The sequence below is a fragment of the Lysinibacillus sp. FSL P2-0066 genome (assembly GCF_037969495.1).
Lineage (GTDB): Bacteria > Bacillota > Bacilli > Bacillales_A > Planococcaceae > Lysinibacillus > Lysinibacillus boronitolerans.
In genome coordinates this window covers 351,483-375,771 of record NZ_CP150202.1, presented here as the reverse complement: position 1 = coordinate 375,771, position 24,289 = coordinate 351,483, and the positions used below count along the sequence as shown (strand labels likewise).

General features: G+C 35.8%; 22 protein-coding genes. 11 read left to right on the top strand and 11 right to left on the bottom strand.

Going from position 1 to position 24,289, the window contains the following annotated elements:
• Positions 1-26 precede the first annotated feature (26 nt).
• Positions 27-1,550 carry a succinate CoA transferase gene (locus MKZ14_RS01845; protein ID WP_339280593.1) on the bottom strand — a complete coding sequence of 508 codons (1,524 nt, stop codon included), beginning with the start codon at positions 1,548-1,550 and terminating at the stop codon, positions 27-29.
• 367 nt (positions 1,551-1,917) lie between these two features.
• On the opposite strand from MKZ14_RS01845, the gene chrR reads away from it, so the two are divergent.
• A complete protein-coding gene (gene chrR / locus MKZ14_RS01840; RefSeq protein ID WP_016994441.1) occupies positions 1,918-2,649 on the top strand; it encodes a class II chromate reductase ChrR in 732 nt (243 codons plus the stop codon).
• Between the two features lie 205 nt (positions 2,650-2,854).
• Positions 2,855-3,280, top strand: coding sequence for a hypothetical protein (locus MKZ14_RS01835; protein ID WP_258860732.1), 426 nt, complete (start codon positions 2,855-2,857; stop codon positions 3,278-3,280).
• Positions 3,281-3,321: 41 nt separating this feature from the next.
• Here the strand turns inward: MKZ14_RS01835 and MKZ14_RS01830 are convergent, their stop codons facing one another.
• Positions 3,322-5,001: a hypothetical protein gene (locus MKZ14_RS01830; RefSeq protein WP_016994436.1), complete on the bottom strand. Its 1,680-nt coding sequence runs from the start codon at positions 4,999-5,001 to the stop codon at positions 3,322-3,324.
• Positions 5,002-5,133: 132 nt separating this feature from the next.
• Between MKZ14_RS01830 and MKZ14_RS01825 the strand changes: the two genes are divergently transcribed.
• The 3 genes from MKZ14_RS01825 to MKZ14_RS01815 all read left to right on the top strand — a co-directional run bounded on the left by MKZ14_RS01825 (position 5,134) and on the right by MKZ14_RS01815 (position 8,237).
• The gene (locus MKZ14_RS01825) at positions 5,134-5,784 is read left to right on the top strand and encodes a lysoplasmalogenase (RefSeq protein WP_339280592.1); all 651 of its coding nucleotides are present in this window, start codon (positions 5,134-5,136) and stop codon (positions 5,782-5,784) included.
• Between the two features lie 90 nt (positions 5,785-5,874).
• Positions 5,875-7,104 carry a peptidase T gene (gene pepT, locus MKZ14_RS01820; protein WP_016994434.1) on the top strand — a complete coding sequence of 410 codons (1,230 nt, stop codon included), beginning with the start codon at positions 5,875-5,877 and terminating at the stop codon, positions 7,102-7,104.
• 170 nt (positions 7,105-7,274) lie between these two features.
• Positions 7,275-8,237 carry a multidrug resistance efflux transporter family protein gene (locus MKZ14_RS01815; RefSeq protein WP_036078053.1) on the top strand — a complete coding sequence of 321 codons (963 nt, stop codon included), beginning with the start codon at positions 7,275-7,277 and terminating at the stop codon, positions 8,235-8,237.
• 260 nt (positions 8,238-8,497) lie between these two features.
• On the opposite strand, the gene MKZ14_RS01810 is transcribed toward MKZ14_RS01815, so the two are convergent.
• Entirely contained in the window at positions 8,498-8,929 is a 432-nt protein-coding gene (locus tag MKZ14_RS01810) for a DUF4395 domain-containing protein (protein WP_312124658.1), read from the bottom strand.
• A 119-nt stretch (positions 8,930-9,048) separates the two neighbouring features.
• Between MKZ14_RS01810 and MKZ14_RS01805 the strand changes: the two genes are divergently transcribed.
• Positions 9,049-9,759: a hypothetical protein gene (locus MKZ14_RS01805; RefSeq protein ID WP_036078049.1), complete on the top strand. Its 711-nt coding sequence runs from the start codon at positions 9,049-9,051 to the stop codon at positions 9,757-9,759.
• Between the two features lie 61 nt (positions 9,760-9,820).
• Here the strand turns inward: MKZ14_RS01805 and MKZ14_RS01800 are convergent, their stop codons facing one another.
• The gene (locus tag MKZ14_RS01800) at positions 9,821-10,504 is read right to left on the bottom strand and encodes a hypothetical protein (protein ID WP_016994429.1); all 684 of its coding nucleotides are present in this window, start codon (positions 10,502-10,504) and stop codon (positions 9,821-9,823) included.
• A gap of 11 nt (positions 10,505-10,515) precedes the next feature.
• Positions 10,516-11,628, bottom strand: a complete 1,113-nt coding sequence (locus MKZ14_RS01795; protein ID WP_339280591.1) for a dipeptide epimerase — start codon at positions 11,626-11,628, stop codon at positions 10,516-10,518.
• A gap of 80 nt (positions 11,629-11,708) precedes the next feature.
• Here MKZ14_RS01795 and MKZ14_RS01790 point away from each other — a divergent pair, with 80 nt between their 5' ends.
• Entirely contained in the window at positions 11,709-12,950 is a 1,242-nt protein-coding gene (locus MKZ14_RS01790) for a hypothetical protein (RefSeq protein ID WP_016994426.1), read from the top strand.
• A 55-nt stretch (positions 12,951-13,005) separates the two neighbouring features.
• On the opposite strand, the gene nhaC is transcribed toward MKZ14_RS01790, so the two are convergent.
• The 6 genes from nhaC to MKZ14_RS01760 form a co-directional block, all read right to left on the bottom strand.
• Positions 13,006-14,454: a Na+/H+ antiporter NhaC gene (gene nhaC, locus MKZ14_RS01785; RefSeq protein WP_026023485.1), complete on the bottom strand. Its 1,449-nt coding sequence runs from the start codon at positions 14,452-14,454 to the stop codon at positions 13,006-13,008.
• Positions 14,455-14,735: 281 nt separating this feature from the next.
• Positions 14,736-15,845, bottom strand: coding sequence for an amidohydrolase (locus MKZ14_RS01780; protein ID WP_339280590.1), 1,110 nt, complete (start codon positions 15,843-15,845; stop codon positions 14,736-14,738).
• Between the two features lie 204 nt (positions 15,846-16,049).
• Positions 16,050-16,193: a hypothetical protein gene (locus tag MKZ14_RS01775; RefSeq protein WP_016994421.1), complete on the bottom strand. Its 144-nt coding sequence runs from the start codon at positions 16,191-16,193 to the stop codon at positions 16,050-16,052.
• Positions 16,194-16,394: 201 nt separating this feature from the next.
• Entirely contained in the window at positions 16,395-16,946 is a 552-nt protein-coding gene (locus tag MKZ14_RS01770) for a superoxide dismutase family protein (protein WP_016994420.1), read from the bottom strand.
• 159 nt (positions 16,947-17,105) lie between these two features.
• Entirely contained in the window at positions 17,106-17,867 is a 762-nt protein-coding gene (locus MKZ14_RS01765) for a 3D domain-containing protein (protein ID WP_016994419.1), read from the bottom strand.
• 394 nt (positions 17,868-18,261) lie between these two features.
• Positions 18,262-19,278 (bottom strand): GGDEF domain-containing protein, encoded by a 1,017-nt coding sequence (locus MKZ14_RS01760; RefSeq protein ID WP_312124665.1) that lies wholly within the window; start codon positions 19,276-19,278, stop codon positions 18,262-18,264.
• A gap of 464 nt (positions 19,279-19,742) precedes the next feature.
• Between MKZ14_RS01760 and MKZ14_RS01755 the strand changes: the two genes are divergently transcribed.
• From MKZ14_RS01755 to MKZ14_RS01740, 4 genes are all read left to right on the top strand, one after another.
• Positions 19,743-20,432 carry a response regulator transcription factor gene (locus MKZ14_RS01755; protein WP_016992180.1) on the top strand — a complete coding sequence of 230 codons (690 nt, stop codon included), beginning with the start codon at positions 19,743-19,745 and terminating at the stop codon, positions 20,430-20,432.
• Positions 20,429-21,415, top strand: coding sequence for a HAMP domain-containing sensor histidine kinase (locus MKZ14_RS01750; protein ID WP_339280589.1), 987 nt, complete (start codon positions 20,429-20,431; stop codon positions 21,413-21,415). The genes MKZ14_RS01755 and MKZ14_RS01750 overlap by 4 nt, the downstream gene beginning before the upstream one ends.
• Positions 21,416-21,518: 103 nt before the next feature.
• A complete protein-coding gene (locus MKZ14_RS01745) occupies positions 21,519-22,280 on the top strand; it encodes an ABC transporter ATP-binding protein (protein WP_016992178.1) in 762 nt (253 codons plus the stop codon).
• Positions 22,270-24,111 carry an ABC transporter permease gene (locus MKZ14_RS01740; protein WP_333005613.1) on the top strand — a complete coding sequence of 614 codons (1,842 nt, stop codon included), beginning with the start codon at positions 22,270-22,272 and terminating at the stop codon, positions 24,109-24,111. Before MKZ14_RS01745 ends, MKZ14_RS01740 begins: the two co-directional genes overlap by 11 nt.
• Positions 24,112-24,289 lie beyond the last annotated feature (178 nt).

Below are 24,289 nucleotides of genomic sequence, written 5' to 3'. Positions count from 1 at the left end.
TGTCCTTCAAGGCTTTTAAAGTAGTATTATTGTTTCGTGAAAGCAGGGTCCTTCATCGTACCATTTTTCGCATAATTAACGTGCCATGATAGTGCTTTTTCTAGGTCATGTGGTGTATGATGTCCGCCCGTTGCCTCATTGGCATCATTAAAGTACTGCCACAGCTGTTCCCTATAATCAGGATGTGCACAGTTATCAATGATAAGCCCAACTCGTTCTTTTGGAGCAAGTCCTCGTAAATCTGCTACGCCCTGTTCAGTTACTATGACATCAACATCATGCTCTGTATGATCAACATGCGAGACCATTGGGACAATACTCGAAATATCTCCACCTTTAGCATAAGACTTTGTCACAAATATCCCTAATCGTGCATTACGAGCAAAGTCTCCAGACCCACCGATACCATTCATCATCTTTGTACCAGAAACATGTGTCGAATTAACATTACCGTAAATATCTAATTCCAATGCCGTATTCACTGAGATTAATCCGAGTCGACGAATAATTTCAGGCTGATTCGAAATTTCTTGAGGGCGCAACACTAATTTATCAGCATATTTTTCAAAATTCCCATAAACACGGTTTCCTACTTGCTCAGAAAGGGTAATAGAAGTTGCAGAAGCAAAATTCACTTTCCCTGCATCAATCAATTCAAACACTGCATCCTGAAGAACTTCTGAATAAACTTCTAAGTTCTCAAACTCAGAATCTTTAAAGCCTAGCAATACAGCATTGGCTACTGAACCTACCCCAGATTGAATTGGTCGCAAACTTGTTGTTAAGCGACCTACTTTAATCTCTTCACGTAGGAAATTTAATAAGTGAGTAGCCATAACATCTGTCTCTTCATCCGCGGGGACAATAGTTGATGGCGCATCTAATATATCCGAAATGACGATGCCTTTTACTTTATCTAAATCTAGTGGAATTCCAATTATACCAAGACGATCAGAAACATTCTGTAAAGGAATTGGATCACGCTTTCCTTGTGGTGCAGGCACGTAAATATCATGTATACCTTCTAATGCATCAAGCTGTGCTACGTTTAATTCAATGATGACTTGGTCTGCTTCTTGCACAAAAATAGGAGAGTTACCAACTGAAGTTGTAGGAATTAATAAGCCATCTTCTGTAATTGCAGCCGCTTCAATGATCGCAAAATCGATTGGTCCAATAATACCTTGACGAACAAGCTCAGCATTATGGGAAAGATGGGCATCGACAAATGTGATATCACCGCTATTGATTTTATTACGAATGCCAGCATCTGCTTGGAAAGGACCGCGTTTACGAATGACCCCTGCTTCTGCTAAGTATTGGTCTACCTCAGGGCCAAGTGATGCACCTGTAAAGACATCTACTTGGAAATCCTCTTTTTTCGCTTTCTCTACAAGTGCAAGAGGTACAACCTTTACATCGCCAGCACGTGTGAATCCACTCATCCCTAATACCATGCCATCCTTAATCCAAGATGCTGCTTCTTCGGCTGTTACAACCTTACTTCGTAATTGTTCATGACGAAGCTTTTTTGCAAATTTTTCTTCCATTCCCTATTCCTCCATTCCACTTTATTTTTGTTCAACTTGCATATTTGGTTCCAGTAAATCTGTGACATCCGTCAGAGGCTATATCTTTATTCCAGGAGCATTTCATCACCTAATAGCTAATGCTGTCTAAACATTTGAGAATAAAGATTTTGTAATTTTTGGTAGCACAACCAAATAAACAGTCGCACCTATAATTTTATACTATTTAGAATATTTAATCTATATCAAATGAAATATTTTACTTTACGAGATAATTTCTACATTTATAAATTATTGATGTATAACTTTTTATCCCTCATTATTCGATTTTGCTAGAAAAGCGTGCTATGCTCAAGGTATAGAACAGACACAAAGGAGGGAGTTTTTAATGGTTAAAGAACTATTACGTAGCCATTCCTCGGTACGCATCTATGATGGTGAACCGATTTCAAAAGAAATCATTGAAGATTTAATTGGAACAGCACAAATGGCTGCAACATCCCATTTTGTGCAAGCCTATAGTGTAATCTGGGTAACAGATGCAGATAAAAAGGAAAAATTAGGCTTACTATCTGGTAATCCACGTCAATATGAAACCTCAGGTGGGGCATTTGTTTTTTGTGTAGATTTCAAGCGACTTCAAATGGCTGGGAAACTAGAAGGAGTAGATATTGTAGCCGATTCTGCTGAAAATGTCCTTGTTGGTGTAGCTGATGTATCATTGTTTGCACAGAATTTTGTTATTGCAGCTGAATCAATGGGTTATGGCATTTGCTATATTGGAGGGGTACGCAATAAACCTTCTGAAATTAGCGAATTATTCAATCTACCTGATCACGTTTTCCCATTATTTGGGCTAACAATCGGCGTTCCAGCACGTCGCAATGAGGTAAAACCTCGTTTACCTGTATCTGCTGTATTACATGAAAATGAATACAATGTTGAAAAATATGAAGAGCTTTTACCAGCCTACAACGAGGAAATGGAAAAATATTATAACAGCCGTTCATCAAACAGAAAAATTGATAATTGGACAAAACAAATGGCTGATTTTTTAATCGAGCAACGACGTCCGCATATTAAAGAATTTTTAGCAACAAAAGGGTTTAATTGGAAATAGTATAACAGAAATGGAGTTACTATCGTATGATAATAATTCCATTTTTTACATAAAATTATTACCTACTTATGTCCGATACAGGTATATTGCCACACTTCTTAATTTAACTATATCTATAAATTAAACGAAAAGACTCTTTCCTTTTCCAACTATTCCATTCATAGTTAATAAATGATACCTAACAAAGAAAGGAGTTATACCAATAATGTCCAATATCAATAAACATCTTGCTCGCACCTTAGAACAACAGCATAAGAGAAGTGTAAGAGGTTTATTTTTAAAAATTGAAGACTTAAATAATGAATGCACCCAATTAAGAAAACGACTAGAGTCACATATTGATTTGAATGTATATAAAAAACCCATTGATTATGTCAATCAGTTCGTTTCTCATACTACTATTCTCAATTTAAAATTCGTTACGAATACACAGAATTTAGAAGTCGTTGTCTTGCATGCTCTTTTATTATCCTATATTTTAGAAAACACTTACGGCCATGCTTTTGAATATGAAGATAAATTATTAAAAGGGTATATACAAGAAATCTTTACACTAAATGATCATGCCGAAAGACTATTTATGAACCATAGAGAAAAAATGCTTACCTATATTCAAGAACAATCTACATAAAAAAGACGATCTTCGTAATATCAAGATCGTCTTTTGTTCTTTTATTGTAGTCCTTTAATTATAAGAGAGCGCACTGGTAGGAACTGCTCTCCTGTATCACCATAAGTGAGTATTACCTCATCACCCTCCTGTAAATAAATTGCTAAAGGTTCTGTTTCAGCACTCACTAAATAATTTTCGCCATTGTTTAATAAGAAAGATACAGTTGTAAAATCGCCTAGACGTTCTTTATATACACGCAATACCTTTCCGCTAACTTGTTTCTCCTCAGCACTTGAGCTACCATCTACAGTATTTCCTCCTCGACTTAAGGCAGTTTTATATAATTTCAATGCCTCCTTAGGAGTAGTAGCGTAAACGGAAATTTCAGGATTGGCTGCGGACACGATAAAATAGTTTTGTAAGAAACCATTGGAATCTAGCACAGCTGTCAGCCAACTCGCTTCTCCATAAAAGTTATACAACACTGGCATTTCACCATTCCACTTTTTCTCAATGAATTTCTTCTCGATTATTTGTAAATTACCTTGTGAATCCATATAACTTGAGTCTTGATTCCCTGTATAGTATGTTGCATGCCCTGTTCGTGCGTTTGTTAGTGAATAGCCTAACATTGAATCCACACCTTCTTTAGGACTTGTAAAATCTGTAAAGTAATACATATCACCCTTCTCGTCGAAAATTGGGCTAACATTCGATTCTGTTCCTTCATCAGAAGGAATCTTTACATCCTTTTTACCAAACATACTATTCCAAAAACCATGTACATAGTTACCAAAATAACTGTTTTGTAAACTTACTGTCTCTGGTGATACAGCACCATCAATAAATTCAGGTACTTGATCCAGTTTAATTACTTCTGATTTCCCTGTCAGTGCATCAACCAAGACAATTCCTTTTACATCAAAGCCATTACGCGCGGAAATAAATTCACCATATGAGCGAATGTAGTATGGCTTTCCTTCATCATCTACTTCCAGTTGTACGTCACCATAAAAAATAAGGAATGGATGTTGTAAACGAATATGACGCTCTAAATTAGCATTTAAATATGCAGAAGGTACGTATTTCATTTCCTCTTTAATAAATTTAGGATTATCCGCAGAATCTGTAGCACTCATTATGAAGTAACCAGGTGTTGTACTACCGTTCATCCATTTAAAGAATCCCGAAAATTCAACTGGCGCGATATAAACATATTCGCCCTTCACTTTTTGAATTTGTAAGCGTCCTAATTCATAGTAACTCGTGTTTGGCACTTGTCCAAAAGCCTTTTTCATTTTATTACGAGCAAATTTCGGTGGTACACTTGCAGGTGTTTGTGTCTCATCGAATGGTTTTATTTCTACTTCTTCCTTCATTTCAGATGACTTAAATTTTTCATTAGCATTCCATAAAGGTGCTGATAATACATACACAGCTACACCCAGACTTGCTAAAAATAAAAGACCTTTTATTTTCCGTTCGATACCACTTGCTAGCAGAGCTCCCGCCAATGTTAATAAAATAATAGCAGGCCAAAAAACAAGCCAATTTACATCAATTTTTGTTACATATAAAGTAATGCCTGTGGCTAAAAATCCTAATACAAAGATTCCAATAAAAAAGTATCCGATTACCTTTTTCGATTGTCCATCTTCTCGCTTCTTCGTAATAAGCGGTGTCACTAACACACTTGCGATCAATGCAATGACTGCAGAAGCTATCAGTAGCTTAGTCATTTGGTTCATCCTCTCTTCTTCTTTCTCACTACTTACTTTACGGTCACATACTAAAAAAGTTTCATACATACGTTGTACAGAAAGGAATTCTACCATAAATATTGAATTTCAAAAGGAAAGGAGCTGAAAAATTTGTTAAAAAAATTATTAATCGGTGTCATTATTTTATTGGGTCTTTATTATATTTTTCTCTTTTCCCATATTGCGGAAAGTTTAAAACTCATCTTTAAAGTAATTCCAATGTTGCTCATCATTATTTTAGCAGCGATTCAGAAGCCATTACATATTAAAAAATACCAGCTTTTGATTATTGCGGGACTTATTTTTTGTATGATTGGAGACTATACATTGCAGTGGTTTTTAATTGGGCTAACTAGCTTTCTTATCGGGCATATTTTTTATATTTTTGCTTTCTCTACTGCAAATGAGCGGCATATACCAACATGGGCAAAAATACTTTTATTACTCTACGGAGCAAGTATGGCAATATGGATTGCGGGGTCTGTCTTTAAAACAGGCGAAACCATACTTGGTATCGCAGTAATCGCCTATATTTCTGTGATACTTACAATGGGATGGACAGCTATTAAAACTGGATCTACGCTAGCAGCAAGTGGTGCATTATTTTTTATTGCATCTGACTCTTATTTAGCTATTAACAAATTTGTCATGCCACTAGCTTTTTCTCATGAAATTATCATGCTGACTTATTATAGCGCCCAATTACTTATTGCTTTAAGTATCCTTCAATATTCCGAAATCCGAAGTAAAGTGTTACAATAATATCAATTATGCCAAGGCATAATTGCGTCTGAAATCTGCTTTGTAAATGCACAAAGAATTTTAACATATACACATTAGGGGGCCATACTTATGAAAGAACAAGTAATTGAGCGATTAATACGCTATGCAAAAATTGATACACAATCAGACTTCACAAGCGATACAACTCCTTCTACCCAAAAACAATTTGACCTATTACATGTTTTAAAAGACGAACTTGCCGAAATTGGTTTAACAGACATTACATTAGATGAAAATGGCTATTTATTTGCGTCATTAGAAGCTAATACAGATAAAGAAGTACCAACTATCGGCTTTTTAGCCCATGTTGATACAGCTACTGACTATACAGGCACAAATGTGAAGCCACAGCGCGTAGATAATTATGATGGTGGAGATATTCAGTTAAATGAAAACTTAGTTATGTCTCCAACTGACTTTCCTGAGCTTAAAAACTATGTAGGTCAAACACTTATCACAACAGATGGTACTACATTATTAGGCGCTGATGATAAGGCAGGCATTGCTGAAATTATGACGGCAATGGAATACCTCATTAAAAACCCTACTATTAAGCATGGTAAAATCCGTGTAGCCTTCACTCCAGATGAAGAAATTGGTCGTGGGCCACATAAATTTGATGTCGCTGCCTTTGGTGCAGACTATGCCTATACTATGGATGGTGGACCTCTTGGTGAGCTACAATTCGAGAGCTTCAATGCCGCTGGCGTAAAAGTAGTTACCAAAGGCACTAGCGTGCATCCTGGTTCTGCCAAAAATAAAATGGTAAATGCTATTACAATGGCCATCGCCTTCCAAAATGAAATGCCTGCTGACGCAGTTCCTGAAAAGACAGAAGGTTATGAAGGTTTCATTCATTTAATGGGCTTTAAAGGGGCTCTTGAGCATACTGAGCTATCTTATATCGTGCGTGACCATGATCGCCAAAAGTTTGAAGAGAAAAAACAATTAATGCGTGATGCTGCAGCTAAAATTCAAGCGCAATTTGGTGAGCATGCACTGAGCATTACAATTGAAGATCAATACTACAATATGGGTGAAAAAATTGAGCCTGTTAAAGAAATTGTTGACATTGCACGGACTGCAATGGAAAAATTAGATATTACACCGAATACCCTGCCAATTCGTGGTGGTACAGATGGCTCACAATTATCCTATATGGGCCTACCAACACCAAATATTTTCGCTGGTGGCGAAAACATGCATGGTAAATTCGAGTATGTATCCGCTGAAACAATGGAAAAAGCAACTCAGGTTATCATAGAAATCGTTCAGCTTTTTGAACAGCAAGCAAAATAATAGTTTTGAGTGAGCTTATTTCTATACGCATTTACCTAAGGAGTCATGAAAAATTTTTATAGCTACGAAGAGAGGTTTTTCCTCTCTTCGTAATTTTTTCAGCCATAATTACTGAATTTTCAAATTACATAAAGGGCTTGAGGCAATAAACTCAGGTTGAGGTGATGTTTATGAAAGAAATTGCATTAGGTATTTTAGCTTCCCTTTTCTTTGCCGTGACATTTATTCTAAATCACGCAATGGAAATGCAAGGTGGTAGTTGGCTATGGAGTGCATCATTACGATATTTTTTTATGCTCCCCTTCTTGCTCATCATAGTCTTTTATCGTAAAGGCTTTTCTCAGCTTTCTGGTGAAATAAAAGCACAGCCTATAGCATGGCTACTTTGGAGCTTTGTTGGTTTTGTCTTATTTTATGCGCCCTTAACATATGCTGCTGCTTTTGGTCCAGGTTGGTTGGTTTCTGGTACATGGCAGTTTACAATCGTTGCTGGTGTATTATTAGCTCCTCTTTTTGTTTCGGTCATTGCTGGTAAAACAGTGCGACAAAAAATACCTTTTATATCTTTGCTTATTTCATGTGTCATTTTAGTAGGTATTTTGCTTATACAAATACCTCATGCACAATCAGTATCGTTTAGAAGTTTAATGCTTGGTATTTTACCTGTCATTGTTGCAGCGTTTGCTTACCCTCTCGGCAATCGCAAAATGATGGAAGTTTGCGGGGGGCGAATTGATACTTTTCAGCGAGTGTTAGGTATGACAATTGCTTCGCTGCCAGCATGGATCATCATGGCTATTTATGCCCTTCTTACAGTAGGACTTCCCTCAGCAAGTCAAATGTTCCAATCATTGCTTGTCGGAATTAGCTCAGGTGTTATAGCAACTGTTTTATTTTTCATAGCAACGGATCGCGTAAGAGACCATCAAGGCAAGCTAGCTGCTGTGGAAGCAACTCAGTCAACAGAAATTCTTTTTGTTATTATGGGTGAAGTATTACTATTAGGAATTGCCTTTCCTAGCCCTATTGCACTTGCAGGTCTCGGTGTCATCATTGTTGGTATGCTATTACATAGCTACTATACAATGATTATTGGGAAAAAGAATGCTGTGCAACAAAACACAACTTCCTAGCAGTCCATTTTATGGGCTGTTTCTTTGACAAAAAAAGACGACTCTATTCTAAATTTAGAATAAGTCGTCTGAGATTTTCACGTTCCCAAAAAATGAGGGGGGTTTTAGGAGCGTAATCATGAACTAGCAAACTTCTGGAGAAAAGTAGCTAAAGTTCATCCTCTCTACACTGTATTGTAGAGGAGGAATAATCTTTATACGATAATGATAATCATTATCAATTAAAATGTCAATCATAATCTTATAATTTTTTTACTTTTTTAAAAAGATTTTTTTAATGAGCGTCGGTACTGCCATTGCTTCAACTGAAAATGCAGAAAACAGCCTATACAAAAGCCTGCTATTGCGATGGACGATGCGATAGCAACCATGCTAGTAAAGATATGACCAACAACCTGCCAATGTAATAGATAACCTAACAAACCCACTGCTAAACAAAGGCTTGCAATACTGGAATTAAATTTTTGTTGCTGAGCATCCTCTGGTATATACACAGATGGAGGCTTTGTTAAAAAGAGCTTCCCTACACGAAGTACTGGATTATAGTTACATAAAATACCTAGTAAATTTGCAGCTAGTGGAATTATTAATATCCAGGTAATTCCTGTTGCCCATGATAAAATGACACTCAAAAGAATAGTCCACTGGTTCAGTCTAACTAGTGGCCTTGGAATTGTCTGAGGCTGCGACACTCTAAAACCCACCTTTCTTATATGTTTAATGTATTTTACTACATGATATTCCATTTGTGAAGCAAAAATGATTACTTTATAATGATGTTAACAGATGTTCAAAGGAAAAGAGGATAACCATGCCAGCTTTAACAATGGATCAAGTTCAACAATTAAACTCGTACAGTATTTATACAACTGAACCTAAGCGGACTTTATTTACTTTAGCTGATATACATAAAGACTTTTACCATCCTGATTTTTTAAACCTTATGATGGGTATAACAGATGCAGCAACAGAAACAGCCGCTATTTCACACTTTGCACGCCGCTATGGAATGTTTTTTGCGATGCAATTTTATATGCTTGCCGCTTATGATGAAGTATGGGATGGTAAGCCGCTTGAATTGCGTTTTGATGCTGCAAAGGAATTTAACAGCTTTACTGTTGCCATGTTCGCTAATCCAAATGATTGGCGCTACGTTGATGAAGATGAACGTCAAGCTGTTATTGAGAAAATTCTTTACGATGGCCACGTCATTGTCCAACAGCTTCGTAAAGTAACATCCATCTCCCCTCTTACCATTTGGGAAAATTTCTTTGGCTACTTGCTATGGCATTATCATATATTATTATCTAATCCTGGCTTAGCCGACCAAGCCATGGAGGATATTGAGGCTTTAGAAGACCCTAAAACATGGGCACGCTTCTCCAATAAATCTTGGTGGGCTCAATATACAGGTGGCCTTAGCCCGACTAATTTAGTCAATGTTCCTGTAAGAAAGTCATGTTGTTTTTCTAAAGATATCCCAGGTTTAATGGCTTGTGGTTTTTGTCCAATGAAGAAATAATAGAGCCCTATAAAAAAGCCTTACCCCCCACAAATTCATGTGAAAGGTAAGGCTTTGTGCTTTATTTTTCGTATACAACAAACCAATCGTTGTTTTCTTCATACATCGTTGTGCCAAGGAAACCTTGTTTTAAAAGTTGCTGTTGCGCAGTCGTGTCTCCCATTGATATCACTTGTTTTTCAGTGAAGGTCGGGAATATCTCTTGTCGTAGGTCTTTAAAAAAAATATAACGAAGCTTATCTACATATTTAATTTTCAATCCTTTAATAACGAGATCTTGCGAGAATTTATCCTTTAAGCTCGGAATATTATAGGGCTTTACAGTGGAGCATATATAATCGTATTTTTCTAAATCGATATTTTCCATCACTACAGTGGCTAATGTTTTCTGTAATCCGTAACCTCGATATTTTGGTGAAACATTCGATATTTCCTGATATAACACACGTTGAAATTCGTTTTCTGCAATTCCACAATCATAGCCAAGGTGTTCTTCATCAATAGGTGGATTTAACAGCGCACGAAAGGCAATCAATTCTTCCCCTACATAAGCACCTATCATCATTCCATGCCCATTTAAAATATACTCAAATTCCTCTGTGCTTAAGGGTTGTAGTATACTTTTGTCTGCTAATGCTTCATAAACCGCAACTTGTAGCTCTTCAACTTGTTGTAAATGCTGGGGCGTTAATTTTATAACAAAAAACGGTGTCTCACCAAGCATACCATCATAAATAATTTCCATATTACGCCTCCTTAGGCTGTGACAACAGTTGAAAACTTACATAATTCTTGGATTACAGCTTCATCCACATCTACACCTAATCCTGGTTTTTCATTTAAGCAAATAAATGGTACATCATAATGTAAGTTCCCAACATCTTTTGAGAATTTTAATGGACCCGTTAGTTCTACACTCGTCATAATCTTCTTAGAAAATGCTACATGGAAGCCTGCAGCAGAACCAACTGACGACTCTACCATGGAACCAACTTGACATTCAATTCCTGCCATTTCCGCCATAACAGCAAGCTTCATAGCAGGATAGATGCCACCACACTTCATTAATTTAATATTTACTTTATCTGCTGCACGCTTGGCTATAATTTCACGCATTTCACGTACGCCTCGTAGTCCTTCATCAATCATTAATGTCACATCAGACTTTGATTTAATTTCCACCATTCCATCAATGTCTTCGCTATCGACAGGTTGCTCTAGCCAATCGATATTTAAATCTTTCATAGCACGTAAACCTTGTAAAGTAGTGGCTGCATTACCCCAACCTTGATTTACATCCACTCGAATAGCAATGTCTTCGCCTACTCGCTCACGTACCGCTTTTATACGGGCTACATCACGAAGTACCTCTGTACCTACCTTCATTTTAAAAGAGCGATAGCCCATTTCTACTCGATTAGCTGCCTCTTCTGCCATTGCTTCAGGTGTTCCAATGCTTAGTACATGTGTGATTGGGAATTTTTCATGATAACGCCCCCCTAGAAGTTGGTATACAGGTACCCCTAGCGCTTTCCCAGCAATATCGAAGCAAGCAATATCAATAGCTGCTTTTGCTGCTGGTACATCTTTCACAACTTTATTCATTTTATCGTGTAGCTTTTCAAAGGCCATTGGACTTTCCCCAATAATAGCCGGGACAAGCTGATGTTTCAGCACAGCATATGTGCTTTCCCATGACTCACCTGTTACATGTTCATCAGGAACTGCTTCACCATACCCTACCACACCTGTGTCGGTAGTTACTTTTAAAATAATGGAAGGCATTGTATCATATGTAGCATAACTAATGATGAATGGATCAATTAGCGGTAAATGTATAGCAAAAATTTCTACTTGTTTAATTATCATCGTAATCAGTCTCCCTTGTCGTTAAAGTTGTCGCTAATACGTCGCTAAATGTTTAAAAAAATAGAAAAGGACGGATGCCCATGTCTACCAAAATAGCGATTATATGTTCAAAAGCATTTATGAAGCGTATTATTAGTATCGCACAAAACATAACCGATATTCAATTAGAATTTTATCTTTACAGCCACCCCTCTGAAGCACCTACTTTAATGAAGCAAATAAAACCATGTGATGCAATATTATTCGGAGGAACGTTACCCTATTTACACACTCAATCATTATTATCAGAAGTACCAATACCTTGGAATTATATTAAGCAAGATGAAACAACCATTTCTACAACATTGTTATCATTAGTAGCCAAACATGCAGTGGCAATCGACAGGATATCCATCGATGTAATGAATCCTGCATTCGTTGATAATGTTTTAGCAGAAATAGAATTTCATGGTCAAAAGCCATATGTTCAGCATATTTCGATTACTGAACCAACTGAGAATATTTTAAAACGCCATATCGCCCTATGGAATTCTAAAAACATTGATTTTGTCATTACAAGTATTCATAGTGTATTTGATGAGTTACAAGCACTTCAAATACCATCCATGCGTATGTTAGATGCTACCAAGTCGATTATCCAATGCCTTGAAGAGACAAAATCCAAATCACTATTAACGAAGTCAGAAGCGTTTAAGGCTGTAGTGGGTCTTTTAGAAATCCCTAAAGATTGTTCCATTGGATCAACTGTATTAAGTCAAATTACGAAAGCTACCTTTTCAACTTTTAAGCAGATTTCAACACATTCCTTTGAGCTATACACAACTGCTGGCAATCTGCAAAATGCTCTAGAAAAGGACAACCTAGAACAGCTCATACAGCAAGTTGAACAACCATTTAAGCTAGCATTCGGCTATGGTTATTCCATTTTGGAAGCTACACAAAATGCACAGCATGCTTTAACATTTACTAAACCTTTTGAGATTTATATTCTTGATGAACATAAAAACTTATTAGGACCTTTCCCTAATACAGAAGGTAAAGTTTCTTTGAAAACGGATGATCCTTATGTTTTACATATGGCTAAGCTTACAAGTTTAAGTCCATTAAATATTTCTAAATTAATTAATTTCAGTAATGAACGACAGTCAGCTCAATTTACATCTCAAAATCTTTCTGAATACCTCCAAGTAACACGACGTACTACCGAACGTATTATCAAAAAATTAGTTGATAATGGTTATGTAAAGATTGTTGGTGAAGAAATGACCCATCAGCAAGGACGTCCTCGTAAAATTTATCAATTGAATTTTTCAACTTACTAAACTACCTCATAAAAGAATTCTCGTAGATACACATGAATCTACGAGAATTTTTATTTTAGTCAGCCATTACCAAATTATCCGTATTTTCAGCCTCTTGTGCCTTTTTATGCTTCTCAGCTTCTGCTATTTCTTCTGGTGTTAATTTAACAATAGCAAATCCAATATATCCATAAATAATAGAAATAATCGGTACAGTAAAGTTAAGAATTGCATATGGTGCATATTCCATTGCACTTACACCTAAAGTAGCTAAAATAAACACACCACAAGTATTCCAAGGGAAGAAAACAGATGTTAAAGTTCCCCCATCCTCTAATGCACGAGATAGGTTTTTAGAATGTAAACCACGTTGTTGATAGACACCTGCAAACATACGTGAAGGTACAACAATTGAAATATATTGCTCGGAACATGTTGCGTTAGTTGTTACACAAGCTGCTATCGTTGAAGCAATAAGGCTTCCTGTAGATTTAGCAAACTTCACAATTACATTCATTAGTGCCTTTAACATTCCTGAATACTCTAAAATACCACCAAATGTCATCGCAACGATTGTCATTGAAACCGTATTCATCATAGAGTCTAAACCACCACGGTTAAATAAATCATCCACCATGTGATTACCTGTTGAGATTTCAAAGCCTGCTTGTAATGCTTGTACAGCACTTGCAGCTGAACCACCTTGTACAAAAATCTGAAGTAAGAAACCTGAGACAATTCCAATTATTAAAGCTGGAATTGCTGGCACTTTCTTAGCCACCAATACAATAACGCCAACAGGAACTAGTAATAGTAAAGGAGAAATAACGAAGCTTTCTTCCATCACTTTTAATGTTGTCAAAATTTCTTCAGATTGCATTGAAACTTCTGCAAATTTTCTACCCATGAATCCAAAAACAACAAGTGAAATAATCAACGCTGGAATCGTTGTATATAGCATATGCTTAATATGAGCAAATAGGTCTGTACCTGTTAAACCCGCTGCTAGATTCGTTGTATCTGATAATGGTGACATTTTATCTCCAAAGTATGAACCCGAAATAACTGCACCAGCAATCATAGCCGCTGGAATACCCATACTTAAACCAATTCCCATACCTGCGACACCAATTGTCGCCATTGTAGACCATGAACTACCAATAGCTAATGACACGATTGAACATAACAGCATGATTGTCACTAGGAACCACGCTGGAGAAATTAACTTTAGACCGTAGAAAATCATTGTTGCTACGACACCGCCGCCAATCCATGCTCCAATTGTCAAACCTACTAAAATAATAATAACAATGGCAGGTAATGCCAGACGTATCCCTTTATACATCATCTCTTCAATTTCTGCCCATTTATATCCATGCATTTTGGCCACAATTGCTGCTACAGTTGTGCCTACAAGAAGAGGTACGTGAGGACTTTGTTCTAAAACAACTACTGTAATCAACATAGTAATAATCATAATTGCAAAAGTTAGTAGTGCCCAGCCCGCATTAATATCCTTTTTCATTTTTCCATCCCCTTTTTTTGCACCAAATTCCATTTCGGTTTTTTCAAGACGCAAATAATTTTTTACGTTTTTTAGCTTAATATTCAAAAAATTAAAAGTCAACGCAAAAAATTTATGCTTCCCTAGCAAATCCCTTTATTTTAGCGTAATAAAACGCTTTCAAGTAGCAATAAAAAACAATGCAAACCCTTGAATATCCATGCATTATTAAAAATGTTCATGCAAAAAAAGCTAGATGAAAAAATAGTTACATTTTTTCATCTAGCTTTTAAAAAATTTTTTTATTCAGGCTTTTTTTCTAATACACATGCAAGCACTTTCGCAGCATCAATTAAGGCACTACGATCAAATGTCATTTTAGGGTGGTGTAATCCTGGAGTTAAATTTGCACCAATTCCAATCATTGCTGCTTTTAATTCCGGTTTTTTAACTGTATAAAAATGGAAATCATCACTGCCTGGTGTAGTTATTTCATCCGCTAAATGCTCTTCCCCCAAAGCTTCAATGATGGCAGTCTTCGCCATGTTCGCAGCAACCGAGGAAACTTCAGCACCTGGTGTGAAATCTATCCAATTCCAACTCATATTAATTTCAAATTGTTGCTGTATTGATTTCAGGCCAGATTCAATTTTACTGCGCAGCAATTCAAGTTGTTGATTATGCTGTGCGCGAACATCCATTGAGAAACTAGCATTACCTGGAATAATATTTGTACTACCACCATCCGCAATAATTTTTGTTAACTTAGCAGAATGTGGTTCAAATGGTGATAAATGAATGCTGTGTAGCATTTGTTGCACGGCCATAATAACATCAATGGCATTTTTACCTTGATGTGGTCTAGCACCATGTGCATCTATACCTTGAATAGATCCCTCTAAAAAATAAGCAGCGCCATGATGAATCGCAGGCGAAACTTTGCCAAGTGGTAATTCTTCTATTGGTCTTAAATGAACACCAAATAAATGTGATACTCCATCAACCGCGCCTCTATCAAACGTTGCACACGCGCCATTTCCTAGTTCTTCAGCAGGTTGGAAGATGAAACGAATACGATGTTGTAAGGTGCGATCTTTCAGTAGTAATAATGCACCAAGAACCATGGAGATATTCGCATCATGTCCACACGAATGATTTGCTTGCCACTTCCCATCAACTTCCTGCCATAAGGCATCAATATCAGCACGTACTGCAACAATTTCATTACCAGTCCCAATTTCAGCTATTAATCCTGGTATATCACCTAATAAACGATAACTAACATGCAATTCATCCAGTATGGAAGCAATTTTTTTAGTAGTCTCAAACTCTTTCCAACTTACTTCAGGATATTTATGAAAATGATCAAACCATTGATAAATCGTTTCTTCTACTGTTAAAGCTTTTGACATAATTACACCTCTATACGCATTTTTGTTTCCCATTATACATGAATCTTTTTCAGAAAAGTACATATGTCTTCAGACCTAACCCACTTATTTAAATTATATAGTACATACATATGCGCTGAAAAAACCCTTTATCAATAGAGGTATAAAATACAATGGGCTATGCTAAAAGTTAATACACTTTCAACATAGCCCATCAAATTCTCATTATAAACTTGTAAAAAACCCTTCTGGATACTCTTCATACTGAATGTTCACCATTTGCTCCTCATTTTTCTCTTCCTCGTCACGTAAATCATATTCTTGATCCATTAAATACGTTTCAAACTTTGAATTTAACAACTTCCCCATCGTATCACTCCTTATTAATTGAATTTTCTGATAAAAGGATTATACAATAGGTTTTTAGTAAATTGCAATAAATTATATACATTATGCATTATAACTATAAAACCTATCGCATTTTTAGATTAAATCACAGATTTTTTCTATTTATTCCTAAAATAAAAAAACTGTATCTTTTAACGTTCAGATACAGTCTCATTTTTCATCCTATTGAATGACTCCACAGGCTATTCTTGCTCCAGAATTACCAGCAGGATCTGTTTTATAATCATCCGCTGATTCATGAATGACAATAGCACTTCCATCACTATCTAATAGCGAATTAGGTTGGTCTTTTTGTAAAGTTAACCCTTCAGCTAAAAAGTTAAGATCCACGTTGCCGTCTTCACCAATTTCCAAATTTGGTAAGTCTCCTAAATGATAGCCATTAGGATTTAATTTACCATGTTCCTTTTTTGTTGGATTAAAATGGGCACCAGCTGATTCAAATTTAGGTGGTTCACACTTCCCTACTTCATGAATATGGATACCATGTGTGCCTGGTGGTAAGCCTGTTAACGCGAGCGTCATCATAACGCCGTTATCTTCCTCTTGAAGATATGCATTACCATAGCTTTCATTATTAGCACCAATCACTTTTGCAGTAGCTGTTAAAGGGGAAGAAGCATTGACAGCTACTTTTTCCTCTTTCTTATCAAAAAAACTGCAACCCGCAACAAAAATTAGTAAAGAAAGGCCCATTAAGCTTATTTTTTTCATAAAAATACCTCCTCTCTTTCTGATGATTTCCAATTTCTTCAGTACTTATGCACAATTAATCAATTACGCATCTATAATGGCTCCTATTATTGGAGCTTGAATAGAAAATTCAACCAAGATAAAAGGGATTTCCTAAAGTTTAGGAAATCCCTTCCATAATTAATTTAAGATTTTTACCGTTACTGTTTTGACACCCCACTGAAGTGCTTGTCCTTCAGTAGGAATAAATACATCGATTTTATTTCCTTTAATAGCTCCCCCTGTATCAGCAGCGATTGCTTCACCATAACCTTCCACCCAAACCTTTGTACCAAGTGGAATAACTCGTGGATCTACAGCGATTACTTTTAAATTAGGATTAGATCTTATATCTGTTCCATTTGCTGTAATTCCTGAACAACCTTCACAATAGGCTGTATAGGCCGTAGCACGCATTGTTAATGTTTTGCCAGATCCTGTCGCTGGAGCACTTGCAGGTTTTGTTTTAGCCGATGTTGCAGGCTTGGCAGATGCAATCCCCACGGATGTTTTTGGTGCTGGTTTTGCAGCGGAAGCTTTAATAGCTAGCGATTCACCAGCTAAAATTAAATCTGACGCAAGGTGATTCCACTTTTTTAAATCATCTACTGTTACGTTATTAATACGAGCTATTGAAAATAATGTGTCACCACCCTTGATAACATATTCATCTCCCGACGGTTCTTCTTCTTTTGACGTGTCTTTTACTAAGTCTTGCTCTGGATAAAACAATAATGAATCCATTTCATTTAATTGCTGGAACTCACCTACAGTTAAATTATAAATTTGCGGGAGTGCCCATAATATATTGCCCGGCGATTTGTCCTTAGCAAAAGAAGGACTAGCATAGAGACTTACACCAAATGTCAATACCACTGCTAAAGCTAATGCTCTTTTCTTCATGTTTAGTAATACCTCCATCATTTTATTATTTGTTGCAAATCTGTTGCTAGCACACTAGAGTTGAATGCTCTATTATGTAAGCAACAATAAGTTTGCAAATTAATAACTCAGGACTAGCTGCCTGATATTAGGAATTATTACTATAAAAACGGAAAAATATACAATTTTAATTAATTTTTTAGTAAATTAATCAATTTGTTGCGTATATATCTATAATTTAGTAGGGCGGTTTAACCTTTATCATATTAGATGTTTGCTATTTTTTAGCTGATACAAAAATAAATCGAGCAATGGAAATAAGAGCTCTTTCTAAGACCCAACAAGCTTTTAATTGAATTATTTGGAAGACACGAAAAAGCATGCTAGTACCGTACACTAGCATGCTTTCATACATTCATTTAATAATCATTTGTCTCATATTTCTAACAACACATAAACAGTTTCTTCCTGATTGTTTAGCCTTATATAAAGCATGATCTGCAATTTCTATCATTTGATTCGGACTCTGGACATTTGGTGTAAAAGCCGTAATTCCAGCAGACATGGTTACAGGTCTACCACATGCAGTTTCCTGTAAAGCTTGTTTAATCCGTAAGTTTTCTGCCAGTTGGACTGCAGCATCTATGTTCATGGAAGGTAAGATGACCATAAACTCTTCGCCGCCATATCTAAAGCACAAGCCTTGATCCTTTATGCTGCTTTGCATATGATTAGCAAAAGCCTTTAGAACCTCGTCCCCAACTGTATGACCATATGTATCGTTTATACTTTTAAAATCATCTAAATCAATTAAGATGATCGCATGTGGCACTTTTTGAACAATCAACTCATGTAAAGTTTGATCCATTCTTCTTCGATTAGGAATTCCAGTCAATGCGTCTAGATTCAATTGCTCTGTTAAATCTGTAATTTTACTTTCGGAACAAATCATCATATTTTGTACATTACTTTTCAATAATTTTACTTCGTAATACCAATCAGTAATATCCTCTGTTCCTTGCAATGTCTCCCCTATCTCTATTCTTGTTGCAAGATCCTTAAGTGGTCGGGTAATTTTTTTCGCTAACCATATAGCTAACCCTAATACCACAACTACTACTATAATAATATGGATAATGGTTTTCTTAATTAGTAAACTAAAAGAAATAGCTCTTTCATCAAGTAAAGTATCTACTATTTGCTCCATATATGGTTCTAATGAACGATCATCTTTCACAGAACCTTGTAAATAGTCTGTAGTAAGTGTGGAAACTTCCTTTACATAGGTTTCTTTCATATCCTTTTTATTTTCCTGCAAAATTTCATTAAAATTTAAATAGCTACTCCAAATACTAATACTAGATGCCGCGAGTACAACTATTATCGCCATACTAACTATAAGAAACGATAACTTTAACTTGAATTTACCCACAATAGATCATTTCTCCCATTGAGATGATTTTTTCGTTAAATTTTATCTTTGTTTCAACTCAAACTTCATATATTTATTCAATCATCATACGCCATGTCTCTTAAAAAATACTTAAAAACTAATAAATTCTCCCCTATTCTCAATACAGCAAAAAAATAAATCGAACTATAATACCCATAAAGTTCAATTTTTTTAGTCTTAAAGTTCTTATTTAAATTTAGAGTGAAACTAGTGATTTATTGCTCCTAACCCTTGTTCATAAATTCATTTGCTCACTACTTCATTTGTATCTTTGTTTTTACGTTTTAGAATCATCCGATTGTCCATATTGCAAATAAAAACGGAATATACTATCTCTATTTGTTTTGAGGTGGCTCTTCCCAAAGTTTCAAGTTACAATTCTTCTATAGATTTTTGGAAACGAGGGTACATTATACATATAAAACAAAGGAAGGATGATTGGTATGTACAAAATATACATAATAGAAGATGATGCAAATATAGCTTCACTGATTGTCGAGCATTTAGTTAAATATCAGTTTGAATGCTATACTGTACAACAATTCCCACACATTATTGAAGAATTTAACATTATACAACCACACCTAGTCATAATGGATATCAATCTCCCCACTTACGATGGCTATTTTTGGTCACGGAAAATCCGTCAACTCTCAACATGTCCCATCATCATTGTCTCTGCCAGAGTAAATGATATTGATCAAGTATATGGAATTGAAAATGGTGCCGATGACTTTATCACAAAGCCATTTTCATTGGATGTCTTCATGGCAAAAGTAAATGGACTACTTCGACGTACCTATGGTGAATACGCATTAACCGAGACAACAACTATAACAATAGCGAATACTACATTAAATCCAGATACAGTTCGTCTTCAAACAACAGGCAATGAGAGCCTGTTAACGCTAAAAGAAATGCAGCTAAGTAAGTTATTATTCGAAGCTTACCCTAATGTAGTACCTCGTCAAAAGCTTTTAAGTGCTATTTGGGATGATGAAACCTTTGTTGAGGAGAATACTTTGTCTGTGAATATTGGTCGGTTACGGAGAAAATTGGAAGCCGTACACTCTCAACTTGAGATTAAAACAATTCGTGGTCTCGGTTATCAATTGGTGGAGGAAGGTAAATGAAGCTATTCTTTCGAGATCATCTTAGTATCATTATTCTCTATAGCATAAGCTTCCTTCTACTTCCTTGGATTATTCATGTATTAGATGACCTATCCTCACACTACGCCTACTTTATTTTTCTTGTCAGCTTTCTATTTATTCTATGGCTTCTTGGTCGTTATTATCGAAGAAGAAAGTTTTATCATCATTTACAAAAAAATATCAAAACGCAGGATGATCTTCATTTATTTGAACCACGTGCAGCTATTGAGCAATACTATAGTGAAAAACTAAGGCAAATACAGTATTTATTTTTAACCCAACAGCAAAGATTGGAAGAACAGGCACATGAGAAGCAACTAGTTCTATCACATTTTGCACATCAAATGAAGACACCTTTATCTGTTATTCAATTAATCGTTCAAGCTACGTCCAACAAGACCACTGACGAATTGCAGCAATGGCATACCATCAATAAAGAGTGCAATAAATTGACATTTACCCTCAATCAGTTATTAACGTATGAGCGCACATCTCATTTAGTAGCTGATTTAAAAATTGAACCTATTGTTTTAAAGGGACTCGTGCAAGAAGTCATCAATGATTTGAAGGATTTCTTTATCATAAGTGAAGTTTTTCCAAAGCTGACGTTTGCTGAAGACCAAATCATTTATTCAGATCGAAAGTGGTTAAAAATTGTACTTTATCAAGTATTAAATAACGCCATTAAATATAGTGAAATGGCAAACACCATCCATATTGATTATGAAAACGAAGCTTTACACATAACAAATCGTGGTGAGACCATCCCTACTAGCGAAATAGCACGGGTCTTTGATTTATTTTATACAGGCATAAAGGGACGAACGAGTGGCGAAGCAACAGGTATAGGCTTATATTTAGTGAAAAAGATTTTAACTACGTTAGAGCATCCCTTTACTTTACAATCTTCTGAGCATATCACTACTTTTTCCATTCGTTTTTCAAATAGTCTTAAAAAATGAAGATGACAACTTTGTCATCTTCATGTCATCAAGAGAAATAGGTTATATGCCGCTCCTTTTCTATACTAAAGTTATCTAATGACCATAAAGGAGTTGTTTTAATTTGGGCAACACAATACTTCAAGTAACCAATTTGCACAAGGAATACATCGGTGAGATCACCTATAAGGCGTTAAATGGTATCGATTTTCAGCTACGGCAACAGGAATTTGTAGCTGTCATGGGACCTTCAGGTAGTGGGAAAACAACATTTTTAAATAGTGTATCCACTATTGATCGTCCTACAGCTGGCGATATTGTCATAAACAATCATAATCCATACGCATTAAATGATGAGGAGCTTGCTAAATTTAGACGCTCTGAACTAGGTTTTGTTTTTCAGGATTTTAATCTTGTCCATACATTAACAGTGAAAGAAAATATTTTATTGCCATTAACGCTAGATAGCCTTCCTGCTTCAAAAATGCATCAACGTTTAAAGGATGTCGTTCAATTTCTCGGCATCGAGGAACTATTGCCTAAACGGATTTATGAAATTTCGGGTGGACAAAAACAACGAGTAGCCATCGCTCGTGCCGTTATACATGAGCCGAGTTTATTGTTAGCAGACGAGCCTACAGGAAACTTGGACTCAAAGGCTGTCAATGATGTCATGAACTTATTTTCCTCAATTAATCAAGAGCTTAATACAGCTATTCTCATGGTGACACATGATCCTTATGTAGCAAGCTTTGCCAATCGCATTATTTTTATTAAAGATGGAAAATTATACAACGAAATACATCGAGGCAACAACCGCAAGCAGTTTTATCAGGAAATTATGGACACGCTTGCTTTTCTAGGTGGTGGACAGCATGAGCTTTAACCATATTGTGATTCAAAATATTTTACGTGACAAATGGACATATGTTTCTTACTTCTTGAGTAGTATGTTTTCCATAATTATTTTCTTCCTATTTTCTGTTATCGTCTTTCATCCAAATTTACAAAGCCTAGATCCAGACTCTACACTTGGAATTTCTTTGATGCTAGCTAGTATGCTCGTTTATTTATTTTCTTTTATCTACATCACCTATTCAATCAGGTCATTTTTACGTAAAAAGACCAAAACTCTAGGGATATTTATGATTACTGGGGCTTCTATGAAGCAGATTCGTAAGCTTGTCTTCCGAGAAAATTTCTTGATTGGCATATTAGCTATTCTGGCAGCTATCGTTCTCGGCCTTGTCATTACACCTCTTTTCTTAATGGGTGCAAAAGTCATTTTAAAAGCAGAAACATTTGGTATGTACATGCCTCTTCAAGCAATTGGCTTAACCATAGGCTTATTTCTGCTTTTATTTGTGGTGATATCGACACTCGTTACGAGGTTCATTAATAAAGAAGCATCTATCCAACTCTTAAAAAGTGATACAGTTATCGAGAAATCCATTAAGCCACATTATGTGGTATTAATACTAAGCATTTTGATGACTGCCACTTTAGCTTACTTGCTAAAAATCGAGCATTCCATTGTAGACACTTTAAGTGTTCTTTATTATCTGTTATTTTTTATTAGCATTCTTAGTACGATTTATTTAGTCATCACACAAGGTTTTCGTTTGTTTTTGAAAATATATGAAAGGTCTCCTGCCTATCATCAAAAAACAAATATGCTGTTGGCATCCAATTTAAATGCAAAAATGAAATCACATGCAAATATGCTGTTTCTAATTACCATCCTATTAAGCGGTGTCTTTCTATGTACAAGTATTTTATTTAGCTCTTATTACAATGTAAAACAGGATAGTGAAGAGAATTATCCATATAGTTTTCAATACATTGCTGATCCAAAAGCTGATGACAATATGGTAAAGACTGATCTTGATTATCTTGAAAATACTTTATCAACGGTTCAAACTCACAAGTATTTTATTGAATTTAAATCACACGAAGCACAACGAATTGGCTATATGGCATTATCGGATTATAATCTGATCCAGCAGCAGAAAAATGATCTAGGTAAAGATGAGTTTATTGCCGTCGCTGGAAGCCGCGGTATAGCGCCAATAACAAACACTGCCGGCGATCTGTATATAAAGACTTTTAAACTAGCCAGCACACATGAGCAAAACCTGCTCTCTACTGGCTTCCAACAAAGTTATTTCGTTGTATCTGATGACATTTACGATACCATTGACTATCCCGTCTATAAAACCTATATCTATGAACTAGAGGATTGGACAGCCCATACAGATTTGGCGAAATCGATTACCAATGACTTACCCTCTTTACCTGGAGAACGTTATGTAACATCCAAAATTGATTTGTATAACTCAGAGATGTTTGTCAAAAGCGTCATGTTCTTTATCGGCTCCATGTTAAGTCTAATTTTCTTAAGTGCAGCCATGAGTATATTGTACTTCTATTTACAAACAACATTACAACAAGAGAAAGAAAAGTATATTGGTATCCGTAAGTTAGGACTTTCTAGAAAAGAATTAGCTACTGTAATTGCTAAAGAATTGGCGATCCTTATTTTTGTACCGTTCACCATAGCTATCACACTCTTGCTAATTACACTTTTGGCTATGCGATCAATGGTTTCTACAGCATTTTTACAAGTTTCCATGGCCAGCTCTTGTTGTTTCTTTGTGCTTTTCCTCATTAGCTATGTATTAATTCGAAAAAGTTATTTTAAACGCTTAGTAAACTAAAAAAATCGCACTCCTTAAGGGGTGCGATTTTTTCAAAGTGTTGAAAAACAAATCAATAAATAAAATCTTTATGAAAGGTGAAAATGTTTCAAATAAATTGAAGGTGTTAACTACTCATTTTAGTGAGGAGTGTCATCACTTCTCACATTGAAAATAAAAGCCCTAATTCAAATAATGG